General features: G+C 53.2%; 22 protein-coding genes. 13 read left to right on the plus strand and 9 right to left on the minus strand.

The window, feature by feature from the left end; all coding sequences use genetic code 11:
- Positions 1 to 144 precede the first annotated feature (144 nt).
- The 7 genes from priA to rraA all read left to right on the plus strand — a co-directional run bounded on the left by priA (position 145) and on the right by rraA (position 8,146).
- A complete protein-coding gene (gene priA / locus J4617_RS20960; RefSeq protein WP_208290710.1) occupies positions 145 to 2,343 on the plus strand; it encodes a primosomal protein N' in 2,199 nt (732 codons plus the stop codon).
- Positions 2,344 to 2,497: 154 nt separating this feature from the next.
- Entirely contained in the window at positions 2,498 to 3,523 is a 1,026-nt protein-coding gene (cytR, locus tag J4617_RS20965) for a DNA-binding transcriptional regulator CytR (RefSeq protein ID WP_000841337.1), read from the plus strand.
- A gap of 93 nt (positions 3,524 to 3,616) precedes the next feature.
- Positions 3,617 to 4,609, plus strand: coding sequence for a cell division protein FtsN (gene ftsN / locus J4617_RS20970; protein ID WP_000068798.1), 993 nt, complete (start codon positions 3,617 to 3,619; stop codon positions 4,607 to 4,609).
- Between the two features lie 91 nt (positions 4,610 to 4,700).
- Positions 4,701 to 5,231: an ATP-dependent protease subunit HslV gene (gene hslV, locus J4617_RS20975; protein ID WP_000208240.1), complete on the plus strand. Its 531-nt coding sequence runs from the start codon at positions 4,701 to 4,703 to the stop codon at positions 5,229 to 5,231.
- Between the two features lie 9 nt (positions 5,232 to 5,240).
- On the plus strand, positions 5,241 to 6,572 hold the full coding sequence (gene hslU / locus J4617_RS20980) for an HslU--HslV peptidase ATPase subunit (protein WP_017465972.1): 1,332 nt from the start codon (positions 5,241 to 5,243) through the stop codon (positions 6,570 to 6,572).
- Positions 6,573 to 6,638: 66 nt separating this feature from the next.
- Positions 6,639 to 7,568, plus strand: coding sequence for a 1,4-dihydroxy-2-naphthoate polyprenyltransferase (menA, locus tag J4617_RS20985; protein ID WP_000139639.1), 930 nt, complete (start codon positions 6,639 to 6,641; stop codon positions 7,566 to 7,568).
- Positions 7,569 to 7,660: 92 nt separating this feature from the next.
- Positions 7,661 to 8,146: a ribonuclease E activity regulator RraA gene (rraA, locus tag J4617_RS20990; RefSeq protein WP_000872918.1), complete on the plus strand. Its 486-nt coding sequence runs from the start codon at positions 7,661 to 7,663 to the stop codon at positions 8,144 to 8,146.
- A gap of 221 nt (positions 8,147 to 8,367) precedes the next feature.
- Here rraA and zapB read toward each other — a convergent pair whose 3' ends face one another.
- Positions 8,368 to 8,607, minus strand: a complete 240-nt coding sequence (gene zapB / locus J4617_RS20995; protein WP_000051370.1) for a septal ring assembly protein ZapB — start codon at positions 8,605 to 8,607, stop codon at positions 8,368 to 8,370.
- A gap of 398 nt (positions 8,608 to 9,005) precedes the next feature.
- On the opposite strand from zapB, the gene J4617_RS21000 reads away from it, so the two are divergent.
- The 4 genes from J4617_RS21000 to fpr all read left to right on the plus strand — a co-directional run bounded on the left by J4617_RS21000 (position 9,006) and on the right by fpr (position 13,345).
- Complete coding sequence (locus J4617_RS21000) at positions 9,006 to 9,851, plus strand: MIP/aquaporin family protein (protein ID WP_000084285.1); 846 nt, start codon at positions 9,006 to 9,008, stop codon at positions 9,849 to 9,851.
- 20 nt (positions 9,852 to 9,871) lie between these two features.
- A complete protein-coding gene (gene glpK, locus J4617_RS21005; RefSeq protein WP_000136809.1) occupies positions 9,872 to 11,380 on the plus strand; it encodes a glycerol kinase GlpK in 1,509 nt (502 codons plus the stop codon).
- 111 nt (positions 11,381 to 11,491) lie between these two features.
- On the plus strand, positions 11,492 to 12,502 hold the full coding sequence (glpX, locus tag J4617_RS21010) for a class II fructose-bisphosphatase (RefSeq protein WP_001250617.1): 1,011 nt from the start codon (positions 11,492 to 11,494) through the stop codon (positions 12,500 to 12,502).
- A gap of 96 nt (positions 12,503 to 12,598) precedes the next feature.
- The gene (gene fpr / locus J4617_RS21015) at positions 12,599 to 13,345 is read left to right on the plus strand and encodes a ferredoxin--NADP(+) reductase (protein ID WP_000796303.1); all 747 of its coding nucleotides are present in this window, start codon (positions 12,599 to 12,601) and stop codon (positions 13,343 to 13,345) included.
- Positions 13,346 to 13,451: 106 nt separating this feature from the next.
- On the opposite strand, the gene J4617_RS21020 is transcribed toward fpr, so the two are convergent.
- Positions 13,452 to 13,880 (minus strand): DUF805 domain-containing protein, encoded by a 429-nt coding sequence (locus J4617_RS21020; protein ID WP_000155239.1) that lies wholly within the window; start codon positions 13,878 to 13,880, stop codon positions 13,452 to 13,454.
- Between the two features lie 100 nt (positions 13,881 to 13,980).
- Between J4617_RS21020 and J4617_RS21025 the strand changes: the two genes are divergently transcribed.
- Entirely contained in the window at positions 13,981 to 14,577 is a 597-nt protein-coding gene (locus J4617_RS21025; RefSeq protein WP_000802245.1) for a YiiQ family protein, read from the plus strand.
- Between the two features lie 112 nt (positions 14,578 to 14,689).
- Complete coding sequence (gene tpiA / locus J4617_RS21030) at positions 14,690 to 15,457, plus strand: triose-phosphate isomerase (protein ID WP_001216339.1); 768 nt, start codon at positions 14,690 to 14,692, stop codon at positions 15,455 to 15,457.
- Between the two features lie 91 nt (positions 15,458 to 15,548).
- Here the strand turns inward: tpiA and J4617_RS21035 are convergent, their stop codons facing one another.
- The 7 genes from J4617_RS21035 to lsrA all read right to left on the minus strand — a co-directional run bounded on the left by J4617_RS21035 (position 15,549) and on the right by lsrA (position 22,221).
- Positions 15,549 to 16,313, minus strand: coding sequence for an epimerase (locus J4617_RS21035; RefSeq protein WP_001088046.1), 765 nt, complete (start codon positions 16,311 to 16,313; stop codon positions 15,549 to 15,551).
- A 9-nt stretch (positions 16,314 to 16,322) separates the two neighbouring features.
- Positions 16,323 to 16,613 carry a (4S)-4-hydroxy-5-phosphonooxypentane-2,3-dione isomerase gene (gene lsrG / locus J4617_RS21040; RefSeq protein WP_001543603.1) on the minus strand — a complete coding sequence of 97 codons (291 nt, stop codon included), beginning with the start codon at positions 16,611 to 16,613 and terminating at the stop codon, positions 16,323 to 16,325.
- An 82-nt stretch (positions 16,614 to 16,695) separates the two neighbouring features.
- Positions 16,696 to 17,571, minus strand: a complete 876-nt coding sequence (gene lsrF, locus J4617_RS21045; RefSeq protein ID WP_000774147.1) for a 3-hydroxy-5-phosphonooxypentane-2,4-dione thiolase — start codon at positions 17,569 to 17,571, stop codon at positions 16,696 to 16,698.
- 28 nt (positions 17,572 to 17,599) lie between these two features.
- Positions 17,600 to 18,622: an autoinducer 2 ABC transporter substrate-binding protein LsrB gene (lsrB, locus tag J4617_RS21050; protein WP_000090737.1), complete on the minus strand. Its 1,023-nt coding sequence runs from the start codon at positions 18,620 to 18,622 to the stop codon at positions 17,600 to 17,602.
- Positions 18,623 to 18,650: 28 nt separating this feature from the next.
- Positions 18,651 to 19,652 carry an autoinducer 2 ABC transporter permease LsrD gene (gene lsrD / locus J4617_RS21055; protein WP_000981826.1) on the minus strand — a complete coding sequence of 334 codons (1,002 nt, stop codon included), beginning with the start codon at positions 19,650 to 19,652 and terminating at the stop codon, positions 18,651 to 18,653.
- A complete protein-coding gene (gene lsrC, locus J4617_RS21060; protein WP_000911134.1) occupies positions 19,649 to 20,692 on the minus strand; it encodes an autoinducer 2 ABC transporter permease LsrC in 1,044 nt (347 codons plus the stop codon). Before lsrC ends, lsrD begins: the two co-directional genes overlap by 4 nt.
- Positions 20,686 to 22,221 (minus strand): autoinducer 2 ABC transporter ATP-binding protein LsrA, encoded by a 1,536-nt coding sequence (gene lsrA / locus J4617_RS21065; RefSeq protein ID WP_001167250.1) that lies wholly within the window; start codon positions 22,219 to 22,221, stop codon positions 20,686 to 20,688. The genes lsrC and lsrA overlap by 7 nt, the downstream gene beginning before the upstream one ends.
- Between the last annotated feature and the right edge of the window lie 132 nt (positions 22,222 to 22,353).

Raw genomic sequence — 22,353 nt, forward strand, 5'->3', positions numbered from 1 at the left:
AGTTAATAGTAAAGGGTTTGATGCTCACAACACGCACCAAAGGCGGCGAATCATACAGAATTTGACCACCGTATGCAAACTGATCCGCGCTCCCTTATCGTAATGTGTATACTACCCGACGAAATTTCAAGTCAGGAAGATGCTATGTCCGTCGCGCACGTTGCCTTGCCCGTTCCGCTTCCCCGAACCTTTGATTACCTGCTGCCGGAAGGCGGGGTCGCCAAAGCCGGGTGCCGCGTGCGCGTGCCGTTCGGCAAGCAGCAAGAGCGCGTGGGCATTGTCGTCTCGGTTAGCGACCACAGCGAATTGCCGCTCGATGAATTAAAATCGGTCATTGAAATCCTGGATAACGAGCCAATCTTTTCTCCCTCCATCTGGCGCTTACTCCTCTGGGCGGCGGATTACTACCACCATCCCCTCGGCGACGTTCTGTTTCACGCTCTGCCGGTTTTATTACGTCAGGGAAAACCAGCCAGCAACGCGCCCCTGTGGTATTGGTTCGCCACCGAAGAGGGGCAAGCCGTCGATATCAACAGCCTGAAACGCTCCGCCAAACAACAACAGGCGCTGGCGGCGCTACGGCAAGGAAAGATCTGGCGCTATCAGGTAGCCGAGCTTGATTTTACTGACGCCACGCTGCAAACGCTGCGGCGTAAGGGACTTTGTGAGCTTGCCAGTGAAACGCCCGCGTTTACCGACTGGCGGGAGCATTATGCCGTCGCAGGAGAGCGCCTGCGGCTGAATACCGAACAGGCGACAGCAGTCGGCGCGATTCACAGCGCGTCGGACGGTTTCTCCGCCTGGTTGCTGGCAGGCGTAACCGGTTCCGGCAAGACCGAAGTGTATCTGAGCGTATTGGAAAACGTCCTCGCCCAGGGCAAACAGGCGCTGGTAATGGTGCCGGAAATCGGCCTGACGCCGCAAACGATCGCCCGTTTTCGCGAACGTTTTAACGCGCCGGTGGAAGTGCTGCATTCCGGGCTAAACGACAGCGAGCGTCTTTCGGCATGGCTGAAAGCGAAAAACGGCGAAGCGGCGATTGTCATCGGCACGCGCTCCTCGCTGTTTACGCCGTTTAAAAATCTTGGCGTGATTGTCATCGACGAAGAGCACGACAGCTCTTATAAACAGCAGGAAGGGTGGCGCTACCATGCCCGCGATTTGGCAGTGTATCGCGCCCATAGCGAGCAGATCCCGATTATTCTCGGCTCCGCCACCCCAGCCCTGGAAACGCTATGCAACGTGCGGCAGAAAAAATACCGGATGCTGCGTCTGACGCGGCGCGCAGGCAACGCCCGCCCAGCCCTGCAGCATGTACTGGATTTAAAAGGCCAGCGTCTTCAGGCGGGACTGGCGCCCGCCCTTATCGCCCGTATGCGCCAACATCTCCAGGCCGACAATCAGGTAATTTTATTTCTTAACCGCCGGGGATTCGCGCCCGCGCTGCTTTGCCACGACTGCGGCTGGATTGCGGAGTGCCCGCGTTGCGATCACTACTACACGCTGCACCAGGCGCAGCATCATTTACGCTGTCATCACTGCGACAGCCAGCGTCCGGTGCCGCGTCAGTGCCCCTCCTGCGGCTCCACACATATGTTACCGGTTGGGTTAGGGACGGAACAGCTGGAGCAGGTGCTGGCGCCCTTCTTCCCCGGCGTGCCGATCTCACGAATCGACCGTGATACCGCCAGTCGTAAAGGCGCGCTGGAGCAGCATCTGGCGGAAGTTCACCGCGGCGGAGCGCGCATTCTGATAGGCACACAAATGCTGGCGAAAGGCCATCACTTCCCGGACGTCACTCTGGTGGCGTTGCTGGACGTCGATGGCGCGCTTTTTTCCGCAGATTTTCGTTCGGCGGAACGCTTCGCCCAGCTCTACACTCAGGTTTCCGGTCGCGCCGGGCGCGCGGGCAAACAGGGCGAAGTAGTGCTCCAAACGCACCATCCTGAGCATCCCCTGCTGCAAACGTTACTGTATAAAGGCTATGATGCGTTTGCGGAGCAGGCGCTGGCGGAACGGCAAACGCTCCAGCTTCCGCCGTGGACCAGCCACGTCATTATTCGCGCAGAGGATCACAACAATCAGCAGGCGCCCGTCTTTCTCCAACAGTTGCGTAATCTGATTCAGGCCAGCCCGCTATCAGACGATAAGCTGTGGATCTTAGGTCCGGTTCCGGCCCTCGCGCCAAAACGCGGCGGCCGCTATCGCTGGCAAATTTTACTTCAGCATCCTTCACGGATTCGCCTGCAACACATCATCAGCGGCACGCTGGCGTTGATCAATACGCTCCCTGAAGCGCGGAAAGTTAAATGGGTTCTGGACGTCGATCCGATTGAAGGATAGTCCTCACGATGCGAGGCGGATCGTAAAATTAAAGATCCATCACACTTTTTATGAAAATTCTGTAACCGCTTCCACGCACTATCTGATAAAAATGTTTTCGATGAGTGTTACCAGGGATAGATCTGCGCCAGCAGTTCCCAGGCGAGGAGAAAGAGTGAAATCGAACAAGCAGGTTACTGCCGCTACGATGAAGGATGTTGCGTTGAAGGCGAAAGTCTCTACGGCAACCGTATCCCGCGCGTTAATGAACCCCGATAAAGTCTCCCAGTCGACCCGTAGCCGGGTTGAACAGGCCGCGCTTGAAGTGGGTTATTTCCCGCAGTCGATGGGGCGAAATGTAAAACGCAATGAATCCCGTACGATTCTGGTGATTGTCCCGGATATTTGCGATCCCTTCTTCAGTGAAATTATCCGCGGTATCGAAGTGACCGCGGCAGAACAGGGGTATCTGGTGCTGATTGGCGATTGCGCCCATCAAAACCAGAAAGAAAAAACCTTTCTTAATCTCATCATCACCAAACAGATCGACGGCATGGTACTTCTCAGTTCCCGACTGCCCTTTGACGCCAGCGTTGAGGAGCAGCGCAATTTGCCTCCGATGGTGATGTCGAATGAGTTTGCGCCGGAGCTTGAACTGCCGACGGTACATATCGATAACCTGACCGCCGCGTTCAATGCCATGAACTACCTGTTGGATTTGGGCCACAAGCGGATTGGTTGTATTGCGGGGCCGGAAGATATGCCGCTCTGTCACTATCGCTTACAAGGTTACGTACAGGCATTAAGACGCAGTGGCATTGTGGTCGATCCGCATTACATCGCCCGTGGCGACTTTACCTTTGAAGCCGGGGCAAACGCATTAAAGCAGTTGCTTGAGCAACCGTTGCCGCCTACCGCCGTCTTTTGTCATAGCGACGTAATGGCGCTGGGCGCCCTCTCCTGGGCCAAGCGCCAGGGTCTGAAAGTGCCTGACGATCTGTCGATTATCGGCTTTGACAATATCGCGCTAGCCGAGTTTTGCGATCCTCCGTTGACAACCGTGGCGCAGCCGCGTTTTGACATTGGTCGCGAGGCGATGCTGCTGTTGCTCGATCAGATGCAGGGGCAAAATGTGAGCAGCGGCTCGCGTTTAATGGATTGCGAGCTGATTATTCGCGGTTCTACGCGCGCTTTACCCTAAAGTAAATAGCTTTAAGACTCACCTGTCTGGTCAAAGGCCCGCCGCTTCAGTAACATGACGGGCTGACGAACGAATAAATACAGCGAAACGATAGTGGCACAACGAGATTATGTACGTCGCGGCCAACCGGCTCCTTCGCGGCGCAAAAAGAGCACCTCACGGAACTCACGGAAGAAGCAAAGCAACATGCCTGCCGTCTCGCCGGCAATGGTCGCGATTGCGGCAGCCGTCCTTGTGACCTTTATCGGCGGTCTGTACTTCATTACTCACCATAAGAAAGAAGAGTCCGAAACGCTACAAAACCAGAAAGTCACCGGCAATGGGCTTCCGCCAAAACCGGAAGAGCGCTGGCGTTACATCAAAGAGCTGGAAAGTCGCCAGCCGGGCGTGCGTACGCCAACGGAACCGTCCGCCGGCGGCGAAGTCATGAATCCGAATCAGCTCACCAGCGAACAGCGTCAACTCTTGGAGCAGATGCAGGCGGATATGCGTCAGCAGCCAACGCAACTTAACGAAGTGCCGTGGAACGAGCAGACGCCAGAACAACGCCAGCAAACGCTACAGCGCCAGCGTCAGGCGCAGCAGCAGCAGCAGCAGCAGCAGCAGCAGTGGGCTCAAACGCAGCCTGTTCAGCAACCACGTACGCAGCCGCGGGTAAACGAACAGCCGCAAACGCGCACGGTACAGTCCGCCCCGGCGCAACCCGCGCGCCAAAGTCAACCGCCGAAGCAGACGGCCTCGCAGCAACCTTATCAGGATTTGCTGCAAACGCCGGCGCATACCAGCGCGGCAGCGCCAAAAGCCGCGCCCATTACGCGCGCGCCTGAAGCGCCGAAGGCGACAGCAGAGAAAAAAGATGAACGTCGCTGGATGGTGCAATGTGGTTCATTCAAAGGCGCCGAGCAGGCAGAAAGCGTCCGCGCTCAGCTGGCGTTTGAAGGCTTTGACTCCAAAATTACCACCAATAACGGCTGGAATCGCGTGGTTATCGGGCCGGTGAAAGGTAAAGAAAATGCCGACAGCACCATTAACCGTCTGAAGATGGCGGGCCATACAAACTGCATTCGACTCGCCACCGGGGGTTGAAACCCTCAAAATCTCCCCCATCTATACTTGCATTATGCCCCGTACGCCGTACGGGGCCGCAATTCAGCATTAGTAACCAAGGGGTCTGCTCGTGACAACAATAGTAAGCGTACGCCGTAACGGCCACGTGGTAATCGCCGGTGATGGTCAGGCCACACTGGGTAACACAGTAATGAAAGGCAACGTGAAGAAAGTCCGCCGCCTCTACAACGACAAGGTCATTGCGGGCTTTGCGGGCGGTACTGCGGATGCATTCACGCTGTTCGAGCTGTTTGAACGTAAACTGGAAATGCATCAGGGGCACCTGGTCAAAGCCGCCGTTGAACTGGCGAAAGACTGGCGTACCGACCGTATGCTACGCAAACTGGAAGCGTTGCTGGCCGTCGCGGATGAAACCGCCTCGCTCATCATCACGGGTAACGGCGATGTCGTGCAACCTGAAAACGATTTAATTGCTATCGGCTCCGGCGGTCCTTATGCCCAGGCTGCCGCTCGCGCTCTGTTGGAAAATACCGAGCTCGGCGCGCGCGAAATTGCTGAAAAGGCGTTGGATATTGCAGGCGATATCTGCATTTACACCAACCATTTCCACACCATTGAAGAATTGACCGCCAAAGCGTAAGGACCTCTCATGTCTGAAATGACCCCACGCGAAATTGTCAGCGAACTGAACAAACACATTATCGGCCAGGATAACGCAAAGCGTTCCGTGGCGATTGCATTGCGTAACCGCTGGCGTCGTATGCAGCTTAATGAAGAGCTGCGCCACGAAGTGACGCCGAAAAATATTCTGATGATTGGCCCGACCGGCGTCGGTAAAACCGAAATCGCCCGTCGTCTGGCAAAACTCGCCAACGCGCCGTTCATTAAAGTCGAAGCCACCAAATTCACCGAAGTGGGCTACGTCGGGAAAGAAGTGGACTCTATCATCCGCGATCTGACCGATGCCGCTGTGAAAATGGTTCGCGTACAGGCTATCGAGAAAAACCGCTATCGTGCGGAAGAGTTGGCGGAAGAACGTATTCTCGACGTACTGATCCCACCCGCAAAAAATAACTGGGGCCAGGCCGAACAGCAGCAGGAGCCTTCTGCCGCCCGCCAAACGTTCCGCAAAAAACTGCGCGAAGGCCAGCTCGACGATAAAGAGATCGAGATTAACCTCGCCGCCGCGCCGATGGGCGTAGAGATTATGGCGCCTCCGGGCATGGAGGAGATGACCAGCCAGTTGCAGTCTATGTTCCAGAACCTGGGCGGTCAGAAACAGAAACCGCGTAAGCTGAAAATTAAAGACGCGATGAAACTGTTGGTTGAAGAAGAAGCTGCTAAGCTGGTCAACCCGGAAGAGCTGAAACAGGACGCTATCGACGCGGTTGAGCAGCACGGCATCGTGTTTATCGATGAAATTGACAAAATTTGTAAGCGTGGCGAAACCTCCGGCCCGGATGTTTCACGCGAAGGCGTACAGCGCGACTTACTGCCGCTGGTAGAAGGCTGCACGGTTTCGACCAAACACGGGATGGTCAAAACGGATCATATTCTGTTTATCGCCTCTGGCGCGTTCCAGGTGGCGAAGCCGTCTGATCTGATCCCGGAACTGCAGGGCCGCCTGCCGATTCGCGTTGAGCTTCAGGCGCTGACCACCAGCGATTTCGAACGCATTTTGACCGAGCCAAACGCCTCCGTCACCGTGCAGTATAAAGCGCTGATGGCAACTGAAGGCGTCAATATCGAGTTCACCGATTCCGGTATTAAACGTATTGCCGAAGCCGCCTGGCAGGTTAACGAAACCACCGAAAACATCGGCGCGCGCCGTCTGCATACCGTACTGGAGCGTCTGATGGAAGAGATTTCCTATAACGCCAGCGATCTGCACGGCCAAAACATCACAATTGATGCGGAATATGTGAGCAAACATCTGGATGCGCTGGTCGCAGATGAAGATCTAAGCCGTTTTATCTTATAATCGCGTCCAATGCATTTTCATCACTGTTGATGGGGCTGAAAAGCCCCATTTTTATTGGCGCTAAATATGACTGAACAACAACAAATTAGCCGCACCCAGGCCTGGCTGGAAAGCTTACGACCCAAAACCTTACCCCTCGCCTTCGCGGCGATTATCGTCGGTACGGCCCTGGCATGGTGGCAAGGCTATTTCGATCCTCTGGTCGCACTGCTGGCCCTTATCACCGCCGGGCTGTTGCAAATTTTATCCAACCTCGCCAACGATTATGGCGACGCTGTCAAAGGCAGCGATAAACCGGATCGCATCGGGCCGCTGCGGGGGATGCAAAAAGGCGTCATCACCCGACAGGAGATGAAGCGGGCGTTAATCATTACCGTCGTGCTGATCTGTATCTCCGGACTGGCGCTGGTGGCGGTCGCGTGCCATACGTTAACCGATTTTGTCGGCTTCCTGATTTTGGGCGGGCTGTCGATTATCGCCGCCATCACCTACACCGTGGGTAATCGGCCCTACGGCTATATCGGGCTGGGTGATATCTCTGTCCTGGTATTCTTTGGCTGGCTAAGTGTCATGGGGAGCTGGTATCTCCAGGCGCATACGCTGATTCCGGCGCTGATTCTCCCGGCCACCGCCTGCGGTTTACTGGCGACGGCGGTGCTGAATATTAATAACCTGCGCGATATTAATAGCGACAGAGAGAACGGCAAAAACACCCTTGTAGTACGACTGGGCGATGTCAACGCGCGTCGTTATCACGCCTGCCTGTTGCTAGGCGCGCTGCTCTGTCTGGCGCTGTTTAATCTGCTCTCGCTACACAGTCCGTGGGGATGGTTGTTTATTCTGGCCGCGCCCTTGCTCATTAAACAAGCGCGCTACGTAATGCGCGAAAGGGAGCCTGCGGCAATGCGCCCGATGCTTGAACGTACCGTTAAAGGCGCGTTGTTAACCAACCTGTTATTTGTGATTGGGATACTCTTAAGTCAGTGGGCCGTTTAACTGACAAATATCAATTAACAATTGATGATTTTGCCAACAGTATACTTAGCGCGATATACTAAAAATTCTCGCAGCAACTGAACGTTAAGCCTATGAAATACGATACTTCCGAGCTTTGTGACATCTATCAGGAAGATGTCAACGTCGTGGAACCGCTGTTCTCTAATTTTGGAGGGCGGTCGTCGTTTGGCGGACAAATCATCACGGTAAAATGTTTCGAGGACAACGGGTTGCTGTACGATCTGCTCGAACAAAATGGCCGTGGTCGGGTTCTGCTGGTCGATGGCGGCGGTTCTGTCCGTCGTGCATTAGTCGATGCGGAGCTGGCGCGTCTGGCCACGCAAAATGAATGGGAAGGGCTGGTTATCTATGGCGCGGTGCGTCAGGTGGACGATCTGGAAGAGCTGGATATCGGCATTCAGGCGATCGCCGCCATTCCGGTTGGCGCCGCAGGTGAAGGCATTGGGGAAAGCGATGTGCGCGTCAATTTCGGCGGCGTGACGTTCTTCTCCGGCGATCATCTCTATGCCGACAACACCGGGATTATCCTTTCCGAAGACCCGCTTGATATCGAGTGATCAAAAAAGGCGCCGTAAGGCGCCTTTTTTATGCGTTGTCGCTGATTGCCGGATGGCAGCTTACGCCTTATCCGGCCCACCGGTATCCGCATTCTAAATCCTCTATAGATTTCGCGTCAGGGCAAGGCGGCAAGTAAGTGAATCCCCAGGAGCATAGGCCACTATGTGACTGGGGTGAACGCACGCAGCCAACGCCGCCATAACGTGAAATATGACGAGGATTAGACTTCTTCCATACGACCAAGCAGCGCCTGCAAACGTTCCTGCCAGCCGCTCTGCTGTTCCTTCAGAGAATTATTTTCACGCTCGAGTTCTTCACGCTGATGCTGTGCAGACTGCACTTCCTGCGTCAGGCTGTTGTTCTTTTCTTTCAGCTCTTCAATTTCCATCTGTAACAGGGTGATGGTGTCAATCGCCTGCTGTACTTTTGCTTCCAGTTTCTCAAACACTTCTAAAGACATGATCTTACCTCTCCTGAATTGCAAGGCGACGCTTCACGTAAACGCGCACAATATATAGTGTCGATTGTATGAAGCCCCGCTCTCGCTGTCCAGCGACATACCGCGTAGATCGCGGTTTGCAGCAATTTTCATCCATCTCCTGGTAACATTCATTCAATAACTTAAAAGTGTTAACATATTGGTTAATGAAATGATTCAATTCACTCTCTTCTGCTGTCTCAAAATGCGCTTCATGGCGCGATAACGCTCATTTTATTGACGCAGTACACACATTTTGATTTCGATATTTCTCGTTTTTGCTCGTTAACGATAAATTAACAGTGTGCCTACAGGGCATCGTGGATGTCCATGACCTCCTCGCATACCAATAATCATTACATACTCTTCAGGATCCGATTATGAGTCAAACATCAACCTTAAAAGGCCAGTGCATTGCTGAATTCCTCGGTACCGGGTTGTTGATTTTTTTCGGTGTGGGTTGTGTCGCTGCGCTTAAAGTTGCCGGAGCTACTTTTGGACAGTGGGAAATCAGCGTCATCTGGGGTCTGGGGGTAGCGATGGCTATCTACCTGACGGCAGGTGTTTCTGGCGCACACCTGAACCCGGCAGTGACCATCGCACTCTGGCTATTTGCCTGTTTCGACAAACGTAAAGTTGTTCCTTTTATTATTTCTCAAGTTGCCGGCGCCTTTTGCGCAGCGGCGTTAGTTTACGGGCTTTATTACAATCTTTTTGTGGACTTCGAACAAACCCACCATATCGTCCGTGGCAGCGTTGAAAGTCTCGATCTCGCAGGCATTTTCTCAACTTACCCGAATCCTCATATCAATTTTGTGCAGGCCTTCGCGGTTGAAATGGTGATTACCGCTATTCTGATGGGGCTGATTCTGGCGCTGACCGACGACGGAAACGGCGTACCTCGCGGTCCGCTTGCGCCACTGCTCATTGGTTTACTGATCGCCGTTATCGGTGCCTCTATGGGGCCGTTGACCGGGTTTGCGATGAATCCGGCGCGTGACTTTGGCCCCAAAATGTTCGCCGGGCTTGCCGGCTGGGGTGAAATTGCGTTTACCGGCGGTAGAGACATTCCTTACTTCCTGGTGCCACTGTTTGGCCCCATCGTCGGCGCCATTCTGGGCGCGTTTGCTTATCGCAAATTTATTGGCCGTCATTTGCCGTGCGATACCTGCGTCGTGGAAGAGAAGGACTCCACCGCGACCACACAACAAAATGCTTCGCTGTAATCTGATTACGGGACAAAATTATGACTGAAAAAAAATATATCGTTGCGCTCGACCAGGGTACCACCAGCTCCCGCGCGGTCGTTATGGATCATGACGCGAATATCGTCAGCGTATCACAGCGTGAATTTGAGCAAATTTATCCTAAGCCAGGCTGGGTAGAACACGACCCGATGGAAATTTGGGCGTCCCAAAGCTCAACGCTGGTAGAAGTGCTGGCTAAGGCCGATATCAGTTCCGATCAGATTGCCGCTATCGGTATCACCAACCAACGTGAAACCGCGATCGTCTGGGAACGTGAAACCGGCAAACCGATATACAACGCTATTGTCTGGCAGTGCCGTCGTACCGCCGATATTTGCGAACAGCTTAAACGCGACGGCCTGGAAGATTACATCCGCGACAATACCGGTCTGGTCGTCGACCCGTACTTCTCTGGCACTAAAGTGAAATGGATCCTTGACCATGTGGAAGGTTCGCGCGAACGCGCGAAGCGTGGCGAGCTGCTGTTCGGTACGGTGGATACCTGGCTTATCTGGAAGATGACGCAGGGCCGCGTCCACGTTACGGATTACACCAACGCCTCACGAACCATGCTGTTCAACATCCATGATTTGGACTGGGACGATAAGATGCTGGACGTGCTGGATATCCCACGCGCGATGCTGCCCCAGGTACGTAAGTCCTCCGAAGTCTACGGCCAGACCAATATTGGCGGTAAAGGCGGTACACGTATTCCTATCGCCGGGATTGCCGGGGATCAGCAGGCCGCGTTATTCGGTCAACTGTGCGTAAAGGAAGGAATGGCAAAGAATACCTACGGCACCGGCTGCTTTATGCTGATGAACACCGGCGAGAAAGCGGTAAAATCGGAAAACGGCCTGCTGACCACCATCGCCTGCGGCCCAAGCGGCGAAGTCAACTATGCGCTGGAAGGCGCGGTGTTTATGGCGGGAGCGTCCATTCAATGGCTGCGTGATGAAATGAAGCTCATCAGCGACGCGTTCGACTCCGAATATTTCGCCACGAAAGTGAAAGATACCAACGGTGTCTACGTGGTTCCGGCCTTCACCGGTCTGGGCGCGCCGTACTGGGACCCGTATGCCCGCGGCGCCATTTTTGGCCTGACCCGCGGCGTGAACTCTAATCACATTATCCGCGCGACGCTCGAATCCATCGCTTACCAGACCCGCGACGTACTGGAAGCAATGCAGGCCGACTCCGGTATCCGCCTGCACGCTCTGCGTGTGGACGGCGGCGCAGTGGCCAACAACTTCCTGATGCAGTTCCAGTCAGATATTCTCGGCACGCGGGTGGAACGCCCGGAAGTGCGCGAAGTGACCGCGCTGGGCGCCGCCTATCTGGCTGGCCTGGCCGTCGGTTACTGGCAGAACCTGGACGAGCTGCAGGAAAAAGCCGTCATTGAGCGAGAATTCCGCCCCGGCATTGAAACCACCGAGCGTAACTACCGTTACAGCGGCTGGAAGAAAGCGGTTAAACGCGCAATGGCGTGGGAAGAGCACGACAAGTAAGGTCGCCATCCGGCAAAATCTTTGTGCGGAGGCAACTCCGCACACACATCAATTATTCCCTCCTTCCCCTGTGCTACACTGCGCGCCACTCCTTTTTGCTACGAGTTTGTTATGAGACGAGAACTTGCCATCGAATTTTCCCGTGTGACCGAAGCGGCGGCGCTGGCTGGCTACAAATGGCTGGGACGCGGCGATAAAAATACCGCGGACGGCGCGGCGGTCAACGCCATGCGTATCATGCTCAACCAGGTCAACATTGACGGCACCATCGTGATTGGCGAAGGCGAAATCGACGAAGCCCCGATGCTCTATATCGGCGAAAAAGTCGGTACCGGCCACGGCGATGCGGTAGATATCGCCGTCGATCCGATTGAGGGCACGCGCATGACGGCGATGGGTCAGGCGAACGCGCTGGCGGTGCTGGCGGTCGGCGATAAAGGCTGTTTCCTGAATGCGCCCGATATGTATATGGAAAAACTGATTGTCGGTCCGGGCGCCAAAGGGGCGATCGATCTCAATCTGCCGCTGGCGGATAATTTGCACAACATCGCGGATGCGCTGGGTAAACCGCTTGGCGATCTGACCGTGACCATTCTGGCAAAACCGCGTCATGACGAGGTCATCGCAGAGATGGCCAAACTGGGCGTACGCGTGTTTGCCATTCCTGACGGCGACGTCGCAGCCTCCATTCTGACCTGTATGCCGGATAGCGAAGTCGACGTGCTGTACGGGATTGGCGGCGCGCCAGAAGGCGTGGTATCCGCAGCGGTGATCCGCGCGCTGGACGGCGATATGCAGGGTCGTCTGCTGGCGCGCCATGATGTGAAAGGCGACAGCGAAGAAAACCGCCGCATTGGCGAACAGGAACTGGCGCGCTGCAAAGCAATGGGCATTGAAGCGGGCAAGGCGTTATGCCTGGGCGACATGGCGCGTAGCGATAACGTTATTTTCTCCGCGACCGGTATCACGAAAGGCGATCTGCTGGAAGGAATTAGCCGAAAAGGCCATATCGCCACGACGGAAACGCTGCTGATCCGCGGCAAATCACGCACCATCCGCCGTATTCAGTCGATCCACTATCTTGATCGTAAAGATCCGGATGTGCAGGCGCATATCCTCTAGCGCATTTGTTAGTTAGAGCCTTCCAGCCTCGCGGGGCTGGAAATCTTTCTCCTGACGAACGAAGATAAGGTTAGCGATTCAGAACAGGAGAAAACCATGGCCGATTGGGTAACAGGTAAAGTCACTAAGGTGCAAAACTGGACTGACGCACTGTTCAGCCTGACCGTTCACGCCCCCATTAATCCTTTTACTGCAGGCCAATTTACCAAACTCGGACTGGAGATCGATGGCGAGCGCGTTCAGCGCGCGTATTCCTATGTCAATGCGCCTGACAATCCGAATTTAGAGTTTTATCTGGTGACGGTGCCGCAAGGAAAGCTCAGCCCGCGGCTGGCGGCGCTAAAACCTGGCGATGAGGTGCAAGTGGTCAGCGACGCGTCGGGTTTCTTTGTACTGGATGAAGTGCCTGACTGCGAGACGCTATGGATGCTGGCGACCGGAACCGCTATTGGCCCGTATTTGTCTATTCTACAATATGGCCAGGATGTCGCACGCTTTAAAAATCTGGTCTTAGTCCACGCCGCACGCTTCGCCGCCGATTTAAGCTATCTGCCGCTAATGCTGGAACTGCAACAGCGTTATGAAGGCAAGCTGCGCATCCAAACGGTGGTCAGCCGGGAGAGCGTGCCAGGCTCGCTCACCGGACGCGTGCCAGCGCTCATTGAAAACGGCGAGCTGGAAAAAGCCGTTGGATTGCCGATGGATAAAGAGACCAGCCACGTTATGCTGTGCGGGAACCCGCAGATGGTGCGCGATACGCAGCAACTGCTGAAAGAGACCCGACAGATGACTAAACATCTGCGCCGCCGACCGGGGCATATGACGGCTGAACATTACTGGTGATGTTTTACCGAATGGCGGCTGGGGCTTATCCGGCCTGCAAATCATCACCAATCTGTAGGCCCGGTAAGCGTCAGCGCCACCGGGCAAATTACGGTTTACCGCCCGTTTACGGTTCTGCTTTAAACTTCACGCCCTGTGTCGCTTTCCCAAACTTATTTTCCCCCTGAACACCGACAAACGCGCCCAGATCGATAAGCATCATCACCAGGATCAGCGTCGGAATAAATCGCCCGACGACCCACTGCCACATCCCCGGCAGCATCACCCAGTTTCCGGCCAGCAGCATCCACGCCAGAATCATCAGCAACGCCCACGCGCCGGAGCGTCCCCGGTCATGCAGACGTTTGACCATGACGGCGGCGGTCGGCCACAGCAGGCACACCAGGCAAAATGCCGCCGTTTGGATATCAAGCAGATTTTTCCCCGCCAGCGAAAATAGCGCCAGCATCCCGGCAAACCAGAGGCCGATCCAAATCCAGAAATCACGGCGTCCGATACGCCCTTTAAATGAGAATAACCATTGCTGTATGGTCATGTAAGTTCCTTATATTTTGCCTTCCGCTACAGTTTACCCTTTTGACAAGCCCGACAGTTATCGTTTTAATCGTGAGCAGTCCTAACGAAAGGTAAGATTGATGAAGCCAGGATGTACTCTGTTTTTACTGTTGTTTTCTGCTCTCACCGCCAGCATAACGGCGCACGCGCAGCTCTCTTCATCGACCACGACAGCGCCCTATCTGCTGGCGGGCTCGCCAACCTTTGATCTTTCTATTAGCCAGTTTCGTGAGAACTTTAACCGCCAGAATCCCGATCTGCCGCTCAATGAATTTCGCGCCATTGAGAATAGCCGCGATAAGGCGAATCTGACCCGCGCCGCCAGTAAGATTAACGAAAATCTGTATGCCTCCACGGCGCTGGAGCGCGGTACGCTCAAAGTGAAAAGTATGCAGATTACCTGGCTGCCCATTCAGGGGCCGGAACAGAAAGCGGCGAAAGCGAAAGCGCTGGAATATATGGCCGCCGTTATTCGCACTGTCGCCCCGTTGCTGACAAAAGAGCAAAGCCAGAAAAAACTGCAAAAGATGCTTATCGCCGGTAAAGGTAAACACTATTACGCCGAGACCGAAGGCGCGGTACGTTATGTTGTCGCAGATAACGGCGAAAAGGGGCTGACCTTCGCGGTTGAACCGATTAAGCTGACGTTATCTGAAAATCTGGAAGGGGCGAATTGATGACAAAAAGCAAAGCCTTTCCGGGGATGAATCTCTATACTGTTTCACAGACCATGCTGCTCTGACGAGCGGCCATCTTCCTTAATTCGCTGACTAAGCGTGGAGAAATGAAATGCGACATCCTTTAGTGATGGGTAACTGGAAACTGAACGGCAGCCGCCACATGGTAAACGAACTGGTGGCTAACCTGCGTAAAGAACTGACGGGCGTAGCAGGCTGCGACGTGGCAATCGCTCCGCCGGAAATGTATATCGATCTGGCGAAACGCGCTGCTGCCGGCAGCCACATCATGCTGGGCGCGCAGAACGTTGATCTGAATCTGTCTGGCGCATTCACCGGTGAAACTTCGGCTGAAATGCTGAAGGATATCGGCGCGCAGTACATTATTATCGGCCACTCCGAGCGTCGTACTTATCACAAAGAATCTGACGAGCTGATCGCCAAAAAATTCGCCGTACTGAAAGAACAAGGTCTGACGCCGGTACTGTGCATCGGTGAAACCGAAGCGGAAAACGAAGCGGGCAAAACAGAAGAAGTATGCGCACGCCAGATCGACGCGGTACTGAAAACGCAGGGCGCGGCAGCCTTTGAAGGCGCGGTTATCGCTTACGAACCCGTATGGGCGATCGGTACCGGTAAATCTGCAACGCCTGCGCAGGCGCAGGCAGTGCACAAATTCATCCGTGACCACATTGCTAAAGCTGACGCGAAAATCGCTGAACAGGTCATTATCCAGTACGGCGGTTCTGTTAATGCGTCCAACGCAGCCGAACTGTTCGCGCAGCCGGACATCGACGGCGCGCTGGTAGGCGGCGCTTCTCTGAAAGCTGACGCCTTCGCCGTGATCGTGAAAGCAGCAGAAGCTGCTAAACAGGCTTAATTGCCAATCAATGTCTGATGGCGCTGCGCTTATCAGGCCTACCAGCCGAGTGCTTATGTAGGCCTGATAAGGTAAAGCCGCCATCCGGCATTTATGCTGTGGAGGGTAAGAAAGTAGTATCCCCGGCAACCTTAAACATCGCCCTCCAGCTCCGCGTATTCTCAACCAGCCGATCATCACGAAATAACGCACTACCAGAAACAACACGATCGATGCCCTGTGCAATCAGCGAAGGCAACTGATCCTGCGTCAACGACCCATCAATAACGATAATTTTACCTTCGCGTTTATCACCAAGTAGACAGAAAAGCTGTGCCACGCGCTCATGCAAATCACTGGAGCGCATTTTACTGCCGTATCCAGGGTTCACTGCCAGTAGTTGAATAACCTCAACGTCGCTCAGAATGGGGATAATGACATCCAGAGGCGTTGCCGGGCATAAACTAATCCCCCGGATCACCGGCATTTCACCGCCAATAACGGGCACGGTCTGCTGACCAAGCCAGCTTAGCGTATGATGCAGATGAATATCGCCTTCTGCCTGAAGCGTGATGCAGTGTGCGCCCGCCTTCACGCAGGCTTGCGCCGCCGTCCATTGGTCCGCTACCATCAAATGAACATCTTTGATAAAAGTTTGCGGCAGTTGCCCAACTGCCCATGGCCCAACGGTAAACTGCGGGCAAAATTGACCATCCATCAAATCCAAATGCAACAGCGGCTGGTTTAACGCTTCCAACTGTTGCAGATAGCGATGCAACGCAATCCACTGCCCTGCCAGAATACCCACACTAAGCGGATATGACGCTAACAATGCCACACATGCTTCGCGCGTTAATCCGGCAAACTGGCTGTTCATGAGCACTCCTTAAGGCATCAAACCCATAAAAACTTTTTTTGTCCGCGGGCCGGTCATCAACGGTTCAAGCTGCTCCACGCAAGTTTTGTAGTGTGGCGTTGTCTTGTGAAAAGCGACGGCCTGTTCATCAACGTAGGCTTCATAAATATAAAATCGCGTAGGCACCTGCGGATCCTGCAGAACATCAAAACGCAAGTTACCCGGCTCTTTAATTGAGCCCAGATGATTCTGCCGAAAAACATCGATAAATTGTTCAACCTTGTCATCATGAACGTTAATTTCAACCAGCGTAACGTGCATCATTACCCCCCTGATTATTCCAAATAAAATAACAGTCATCCCCATCTCCTCGCATCGGTAAAAGATGGGGAAGCGATCTCATTTAACTTTTCTCACTCAAAAACAGCTCATAAGCACGCTCTGCTGTTTCGTTATGATGAACGACAGCATGTACCGCTTTAATCATGGCTACCGGATCTTCTGACTGGAATATATTACGCCCCATATCTACGCCAGAAGCCCCCTGGTCAATCGCCTGATAGCACATTTCCAATGCTTCACGTTCAGGCAGTTTTTTACCGCCGGCGATGACAATCGGCACCGGACAACCTGCCGCAATACGCTCAAAACCTTTATCGACATAATACGTTTTGATAATTTGCGCCCCCATTTCCGCAGCGATACGCGTTGCCAGTGAAAAATAACGCTGGTCGCGAGCCATATCTTTACCCACCCCGGTCACTGCCATTATTGGCATCCCGACGCGTAACCCGGCATCAATCAGTTGAATAATATTTTTAATCGACTGATGTTCATGCTCACTACCAATATAAACCTGTGCGGCAGCAGCACAGCTATTCAACCGCACAGCGTCATCCATCGCCACCGCAACCGCCTCATTGCTTAATTCAGTGAGAATAGAATTCGCCCCGGACGCGCGTAAAACGACTGGTTTATTGATTGCCGGAGGTACCACACTGCGTAATATGCCGCGAGTACACATTAAGACATCAGCATATTCAAAGAGCGGCGCAATATTGATATCAATACGCTCAAGTCCGGTTGTCGGCCCCTGGAAATATCCATGGTCAAAGGCCAGCATGACCGTTTTTCTGGTTTTGGGGTTAAAAATCCTCGCCAGTCTGGACTGCATTCCCCAATCCAGCGCGCCACAGCCTTTTAATGCGAACAAAGTGTTAGTTTGTGGTTTATCGGTGTGAAAATCTTTGCCATCTTTAATATCATCTAAATCAGCCATTCTTTACTCCGTCGATACATAACAGTTATCAGAAATCATATTTGTCGATATTGTCTTTGTTGAAAATGACACGCTCCGGCAATAACACAATGCCGTTACCTTTTGCCTCATAGTGATATCCCTGCTCACTATTAGGTGAAACGGTGACTTTGCCGATGCCGGGAATATCCAGTGAATCACCGACATTCATTGGCATATTTTTCAGCAACGCGTTGGCGACATATACGGAAATTTTTCCCTGTTGGACGACATCCCACAGGCCAAACTCTTTAACAGTGCCGCGCTGAACATAAGGGCGCATTACATTCGGCGTACTAAAACCAACAATCGCGAGATTATTGCGTTTAAGGTTCTCCGCCGCCTGTGCCGCAGCAGGTAAAGCGTTAGCGTCAGGCGCGATGATGGCATCCAGATCGGGATACGCTTTGATGATACCTTCCGCCGTCTGGAGCGATTTCGTGGCATCGTTATAGCCAAACTGGGTAGTGACTATCTCCCACCCCGGATGTTCCTGACTAATTTTGGCTTTAGCTTCTTTCACCCACTGGTTCTGGTCGGTCACCGTTGGGCTGGAATAGAAGAAAGCGACTTTCGCTTTCTCTTTGTCCACCTGATGAGCGGCCATCTCTACCAGCATGCTGCCGAGCTGTTTTGGCGTCCCTTGATTGATATAGTAAGAACGGCACTCCGGCTTGGTATCGGAATCCCAGGTTAATATTTTCACGCCTCTTTGCATTGCCCGCTTCAACGCCGGGCACAGGCCATCAGGCGAAACGGCAGAAACGATAATGGCGTCATACCCCTGATTGACAAAGTTATTCACCAGTTGAACCTGGCCTGAGACGCTGGGCTCTGTAGGGCCATCGTAAGTTACGTCAATGCCCAGCGCTTTTCCCGCTTCCTGCGCGCCATTGCCGCCGCTGGTAAAAAAGCCCACGCCAACCAGTTTGGGAATAAAAGCAATCCGCTCTGCCGCCTGCACGGTCATTGCCGCAGATGCCAGACCAAACGCAGTGAGTAAGGCGATCATTTTAATGCTGTGTCTTGCCATTTTTTTCTCCATAAATTTCAAAAGGAAATCATGCCTGATGCGCATTGCGACGGCGTGAGTACCATTCAAGGATTTGGTGACGATGCAAACTGACGGAACGACCAACGACAACAACAATGAGAAGCGCACCGGACAATGCGCTGGAAATTTGATTCGGCACTCCGGCCATCTGTAGCCCCTGCTGTAAAAATCCCACCAGCAGCGCCGCCAACGCGGACCCCATAATCGACCCGGAGCCGCCATAAATATTGGCGCCTCCCAGCACAACCGCCGTAATGGCCGGCATCAGGAAAGAGGCGCCCAGATCCGAACGTGCGGAGCCAAAGTAAGAAACCAGTAATACGGCGGCGATCGCGGAGGCGCATCCGGTCATGGCATACACGGTATACAACGTGCGATTCACCGGGATCGCGCTGTACTGCGCGACACGGGCGCTCTGGCCAATCAGGAAAACGTTGCGTCCCATATGCGTACGATGCATGAGCAGCCAGAAAAACAGACAGCACACAAGAAAAAAAATAAGCGGCATGGGAATACCAAGAAATGAAATATTGGCAAAGTCAGTGAACGCTGTGGGAAATCCACCAATACCTTCATAACCCGTGGCGCCAGCCATACCAGATAACAATAATGCGCTACCACCAAATAAATACATGGTTCCCAGGGTAATCACCAACGGGTTTACGCCGGTATAAATAATAAGTCCGGCATTTATCAGCCCACATATTGCGCCGAGTAGTAGGGTAATAATAATCGCTAAAGGTAGCGGCATACCGAGCTGAAACAGCACACCCAGGGTAATCGCGCATAGCCCGATTGTAGAACCAAATGAAATATCCATACCACCGCTGACAATAACCATTGTTAGCGGCAAAGCGACAATACCGATACAAATAAAATCGCTAGTGCTAAAAAGTAAGACATTAATATCTAATAAACGTGGATTAATCAGACCGAAAGCCAGAATTTCAAAGATCAATAAGGCTGCCAGCGCAATTTCCCAGCTATAGCGTCGCCATGGATTCATCATGCCACCTCTTTGTTTTTATTCTGTTGTGCGTGCGTTTTTGCTTCCGTCTGTAGTGGAGTGGGTGGTGATATAAAACGGGCATATTTCTGGCGGCGCAGATTGCGTTGTAATGCGCAACGCAGCCGCCCATCGAATACCAGTACGCCCAACAATACCAGGCCAGCAATAAAATCGTTCCACCAGGCGGGGATACGCAGCAGCACTAACACACTATCGATTTGCGTAAGAAAATAAGCGCCGAGAATAGCGCCGATGACCGTGCCTGACCCGCCTAACAGGCTAATTCCCCCCAATACGCAGGCCGCGATGGCTTTCATTTCCAGCCCCGTGCCGGTTTGATTGGGAATGAAGCCAATCTGCGAGGCAAACACGATTCCAGCCAATGCCGCCATACCGCCATTAAGTGAAAATGCCATGATGCGTACCATCTCGGTACGGACACCCAATTGCCGGGCGCCCTGCAGGTTATCGCCGGTGGCGTAAAAATTGCGGCCAAAGGCGGTTTTCGCCAGGAGCCAGGCCATAAGCAGCGCTAACACCAGGGTAAACCAGCCGATTGCGGAAATTCCCAGAAACACCGGAGCAGAGAGTTGCTTTAAGCCTGCGGGTAATCCTTCAATCCATTTCCCCCCTGTCCATAGCAGCATGATCCCACGATACAAGCCCAGCGTTCCCAGAGTGGCGACAATGGCGGGTATCTTCAACCAGGCAACCAGTACGCCATTAAAAAATCCGGCGACAATTCCTAATATTAGTGTGGCCAGGCAGGCGACCGGCAGGCTATAGCCGGCGTTTAACATCACTCCCAGCAATACCGCGCACATTCCTGTCGTCGAGCCCACCGATACATCAATATTGCGGGTGAGCATTACCATCGTCGCGCCAATCGCCAACAGCATCAAAATTTGCGCGCTACTGAAAACCATTGTCAGCGTTTGCACGCTCAAATACTGACTATCCAGCGCGCCAGGAAACACGAATAAACAGACTATTGCCAGCAGTGCCGTCGCTTCCCGGTTATTTTGGATGAATTTCAACATGTTGCCTCCGACGCACCATGTTCGCCAAACGCAACGTGCATGATGGTATCAACGTTAATTTCCTCGCCGCATAACGCAGGCCCCCCCAGTTCCCCCTGGTGCATGACATATACGCGATCGGCCATCTGCTCTATCTCTTCCAGATCGGAGGAAATAAATAGCACCGCGACATTTTGTTGCGCGATACTGCGCAACAGCTGATAAATATCGCTGCGGGCGGAGACATCGACACCGCGGGTCGGTTCATCGACAATCAGTAATTGCGGAGAGGCCTCCAGGCATTTGGCAATCAATACTTTTTGCTGGTTACCGCCGGATAAAGTACGCGCCGCCTGTTCGGCATTATTGAGTTTGATATTTAACGCGCGGTGGTAACGTTCAAGGGTGGCGTTATCCCGCTGGGGCTTTATCCAAAATCCTTTTTGGTTGTGGGTCAGCGAACAGACATTCCATGCCAGGGAAGCGTCAAGATACAGCCCGGATGACTGCCGATCTTCCGGCAAATAGACCAGGCCGAGCTGCAACCGCTGTTGGGTTGTCAGGGCGTTAATTTCTTGACCATTGAACAGCATCCGCCCCGCATTGACCGGTCTAATACCGTACAGCGTTTCAGCCAGTTCTGTGCGTCCCGCGCCGACCAACCCGGCCAGACCAAGGATTTCGCCTGCCCGCACCTCAAGGTTGATATTCATAAAACCTTCGCCCGTCAGTGACTCCAGCGCTAATACTGTCGCGCCGCGTTCGTTCTGCGGGCGGCTGCCAGGCAATTCCAGCCACAACTTTTGATTCGCGGAAAGACTGACGCCCTGCGTTGCCGGGGTGATAGCTTGAATAATCTCGTCGGTAGAAAGGTCATGCGTTTTTCCGAATAATGCGATTTTACCGTCACGCATCACGCTAACGCAGTGAGCTAACTGTCTAATTTCTGGTAGCTTATGAGAAATAAATACAATTCCGACACCCTTTTTCAGCAACTCTTGCAGACGCGTAAATAACCGGTCAGTTTCGGCTGGCGTTAACGACGCCGTGGGCTCATCAAGAATTAAGATTCGCGAGTCGCGCATCAAGCCGCGCATAATTTCAACGATCTGGCGGTCTGCAACATCAAGCGTACCCGCAGCGCTCGCCGGATCGAGTTGGCATCCCATCGCCTTTAATAGCTGCTGCATTTTTTCCGTGGAGGCCTGACGTCCCTGCAAGCCAAACAAGATATTTTCCCGCACAGATAAACTTGGAAATAACAGAGGCTCCTGGGGAACCAGGTAAATGCCATACTGGTGCGCCTTCAGAGGCGTTAAATGACTGCAACGCACACCAGCAATATCGATAGTCCCTCCATCTGGCGGGACTATACCGGCAATAATCTTCATTAATGTTGATTTACCCGCACCATTGCCGCCAAGCAATGCGTGCACCTCTCCCGCATGCAGAGTAAAGTCAATTCCCTTTAGTACTTCGACGCCGGAATAACTTTTATAAATGTTCTGCACACAAATCAGAGGGGATGCAGTATTGTGACTGATTTGCATGTTGCCTCCGCTCCCTCAATGTTGACTGACGGGACTGAACAAATGTTTTTTGAAAAAGAAATTGTTCAAAACGGTAGTAGTTATTTGGTCAAAAAACTCTCATCCAGATCACGTTTTCTGAATAAATGAATT

This window comes from Salmonella sp. 32010601201800023SM, assembly GCF_017572235.1.
In the GTDB taxonomy this organism is placed as follows: domain Bacteria; phylum Pseudomonadota; class Gammaproteobacteria; order Enterobacterales; family Enterobacteriaceae; genus Salmonella; species Salmonella enterica.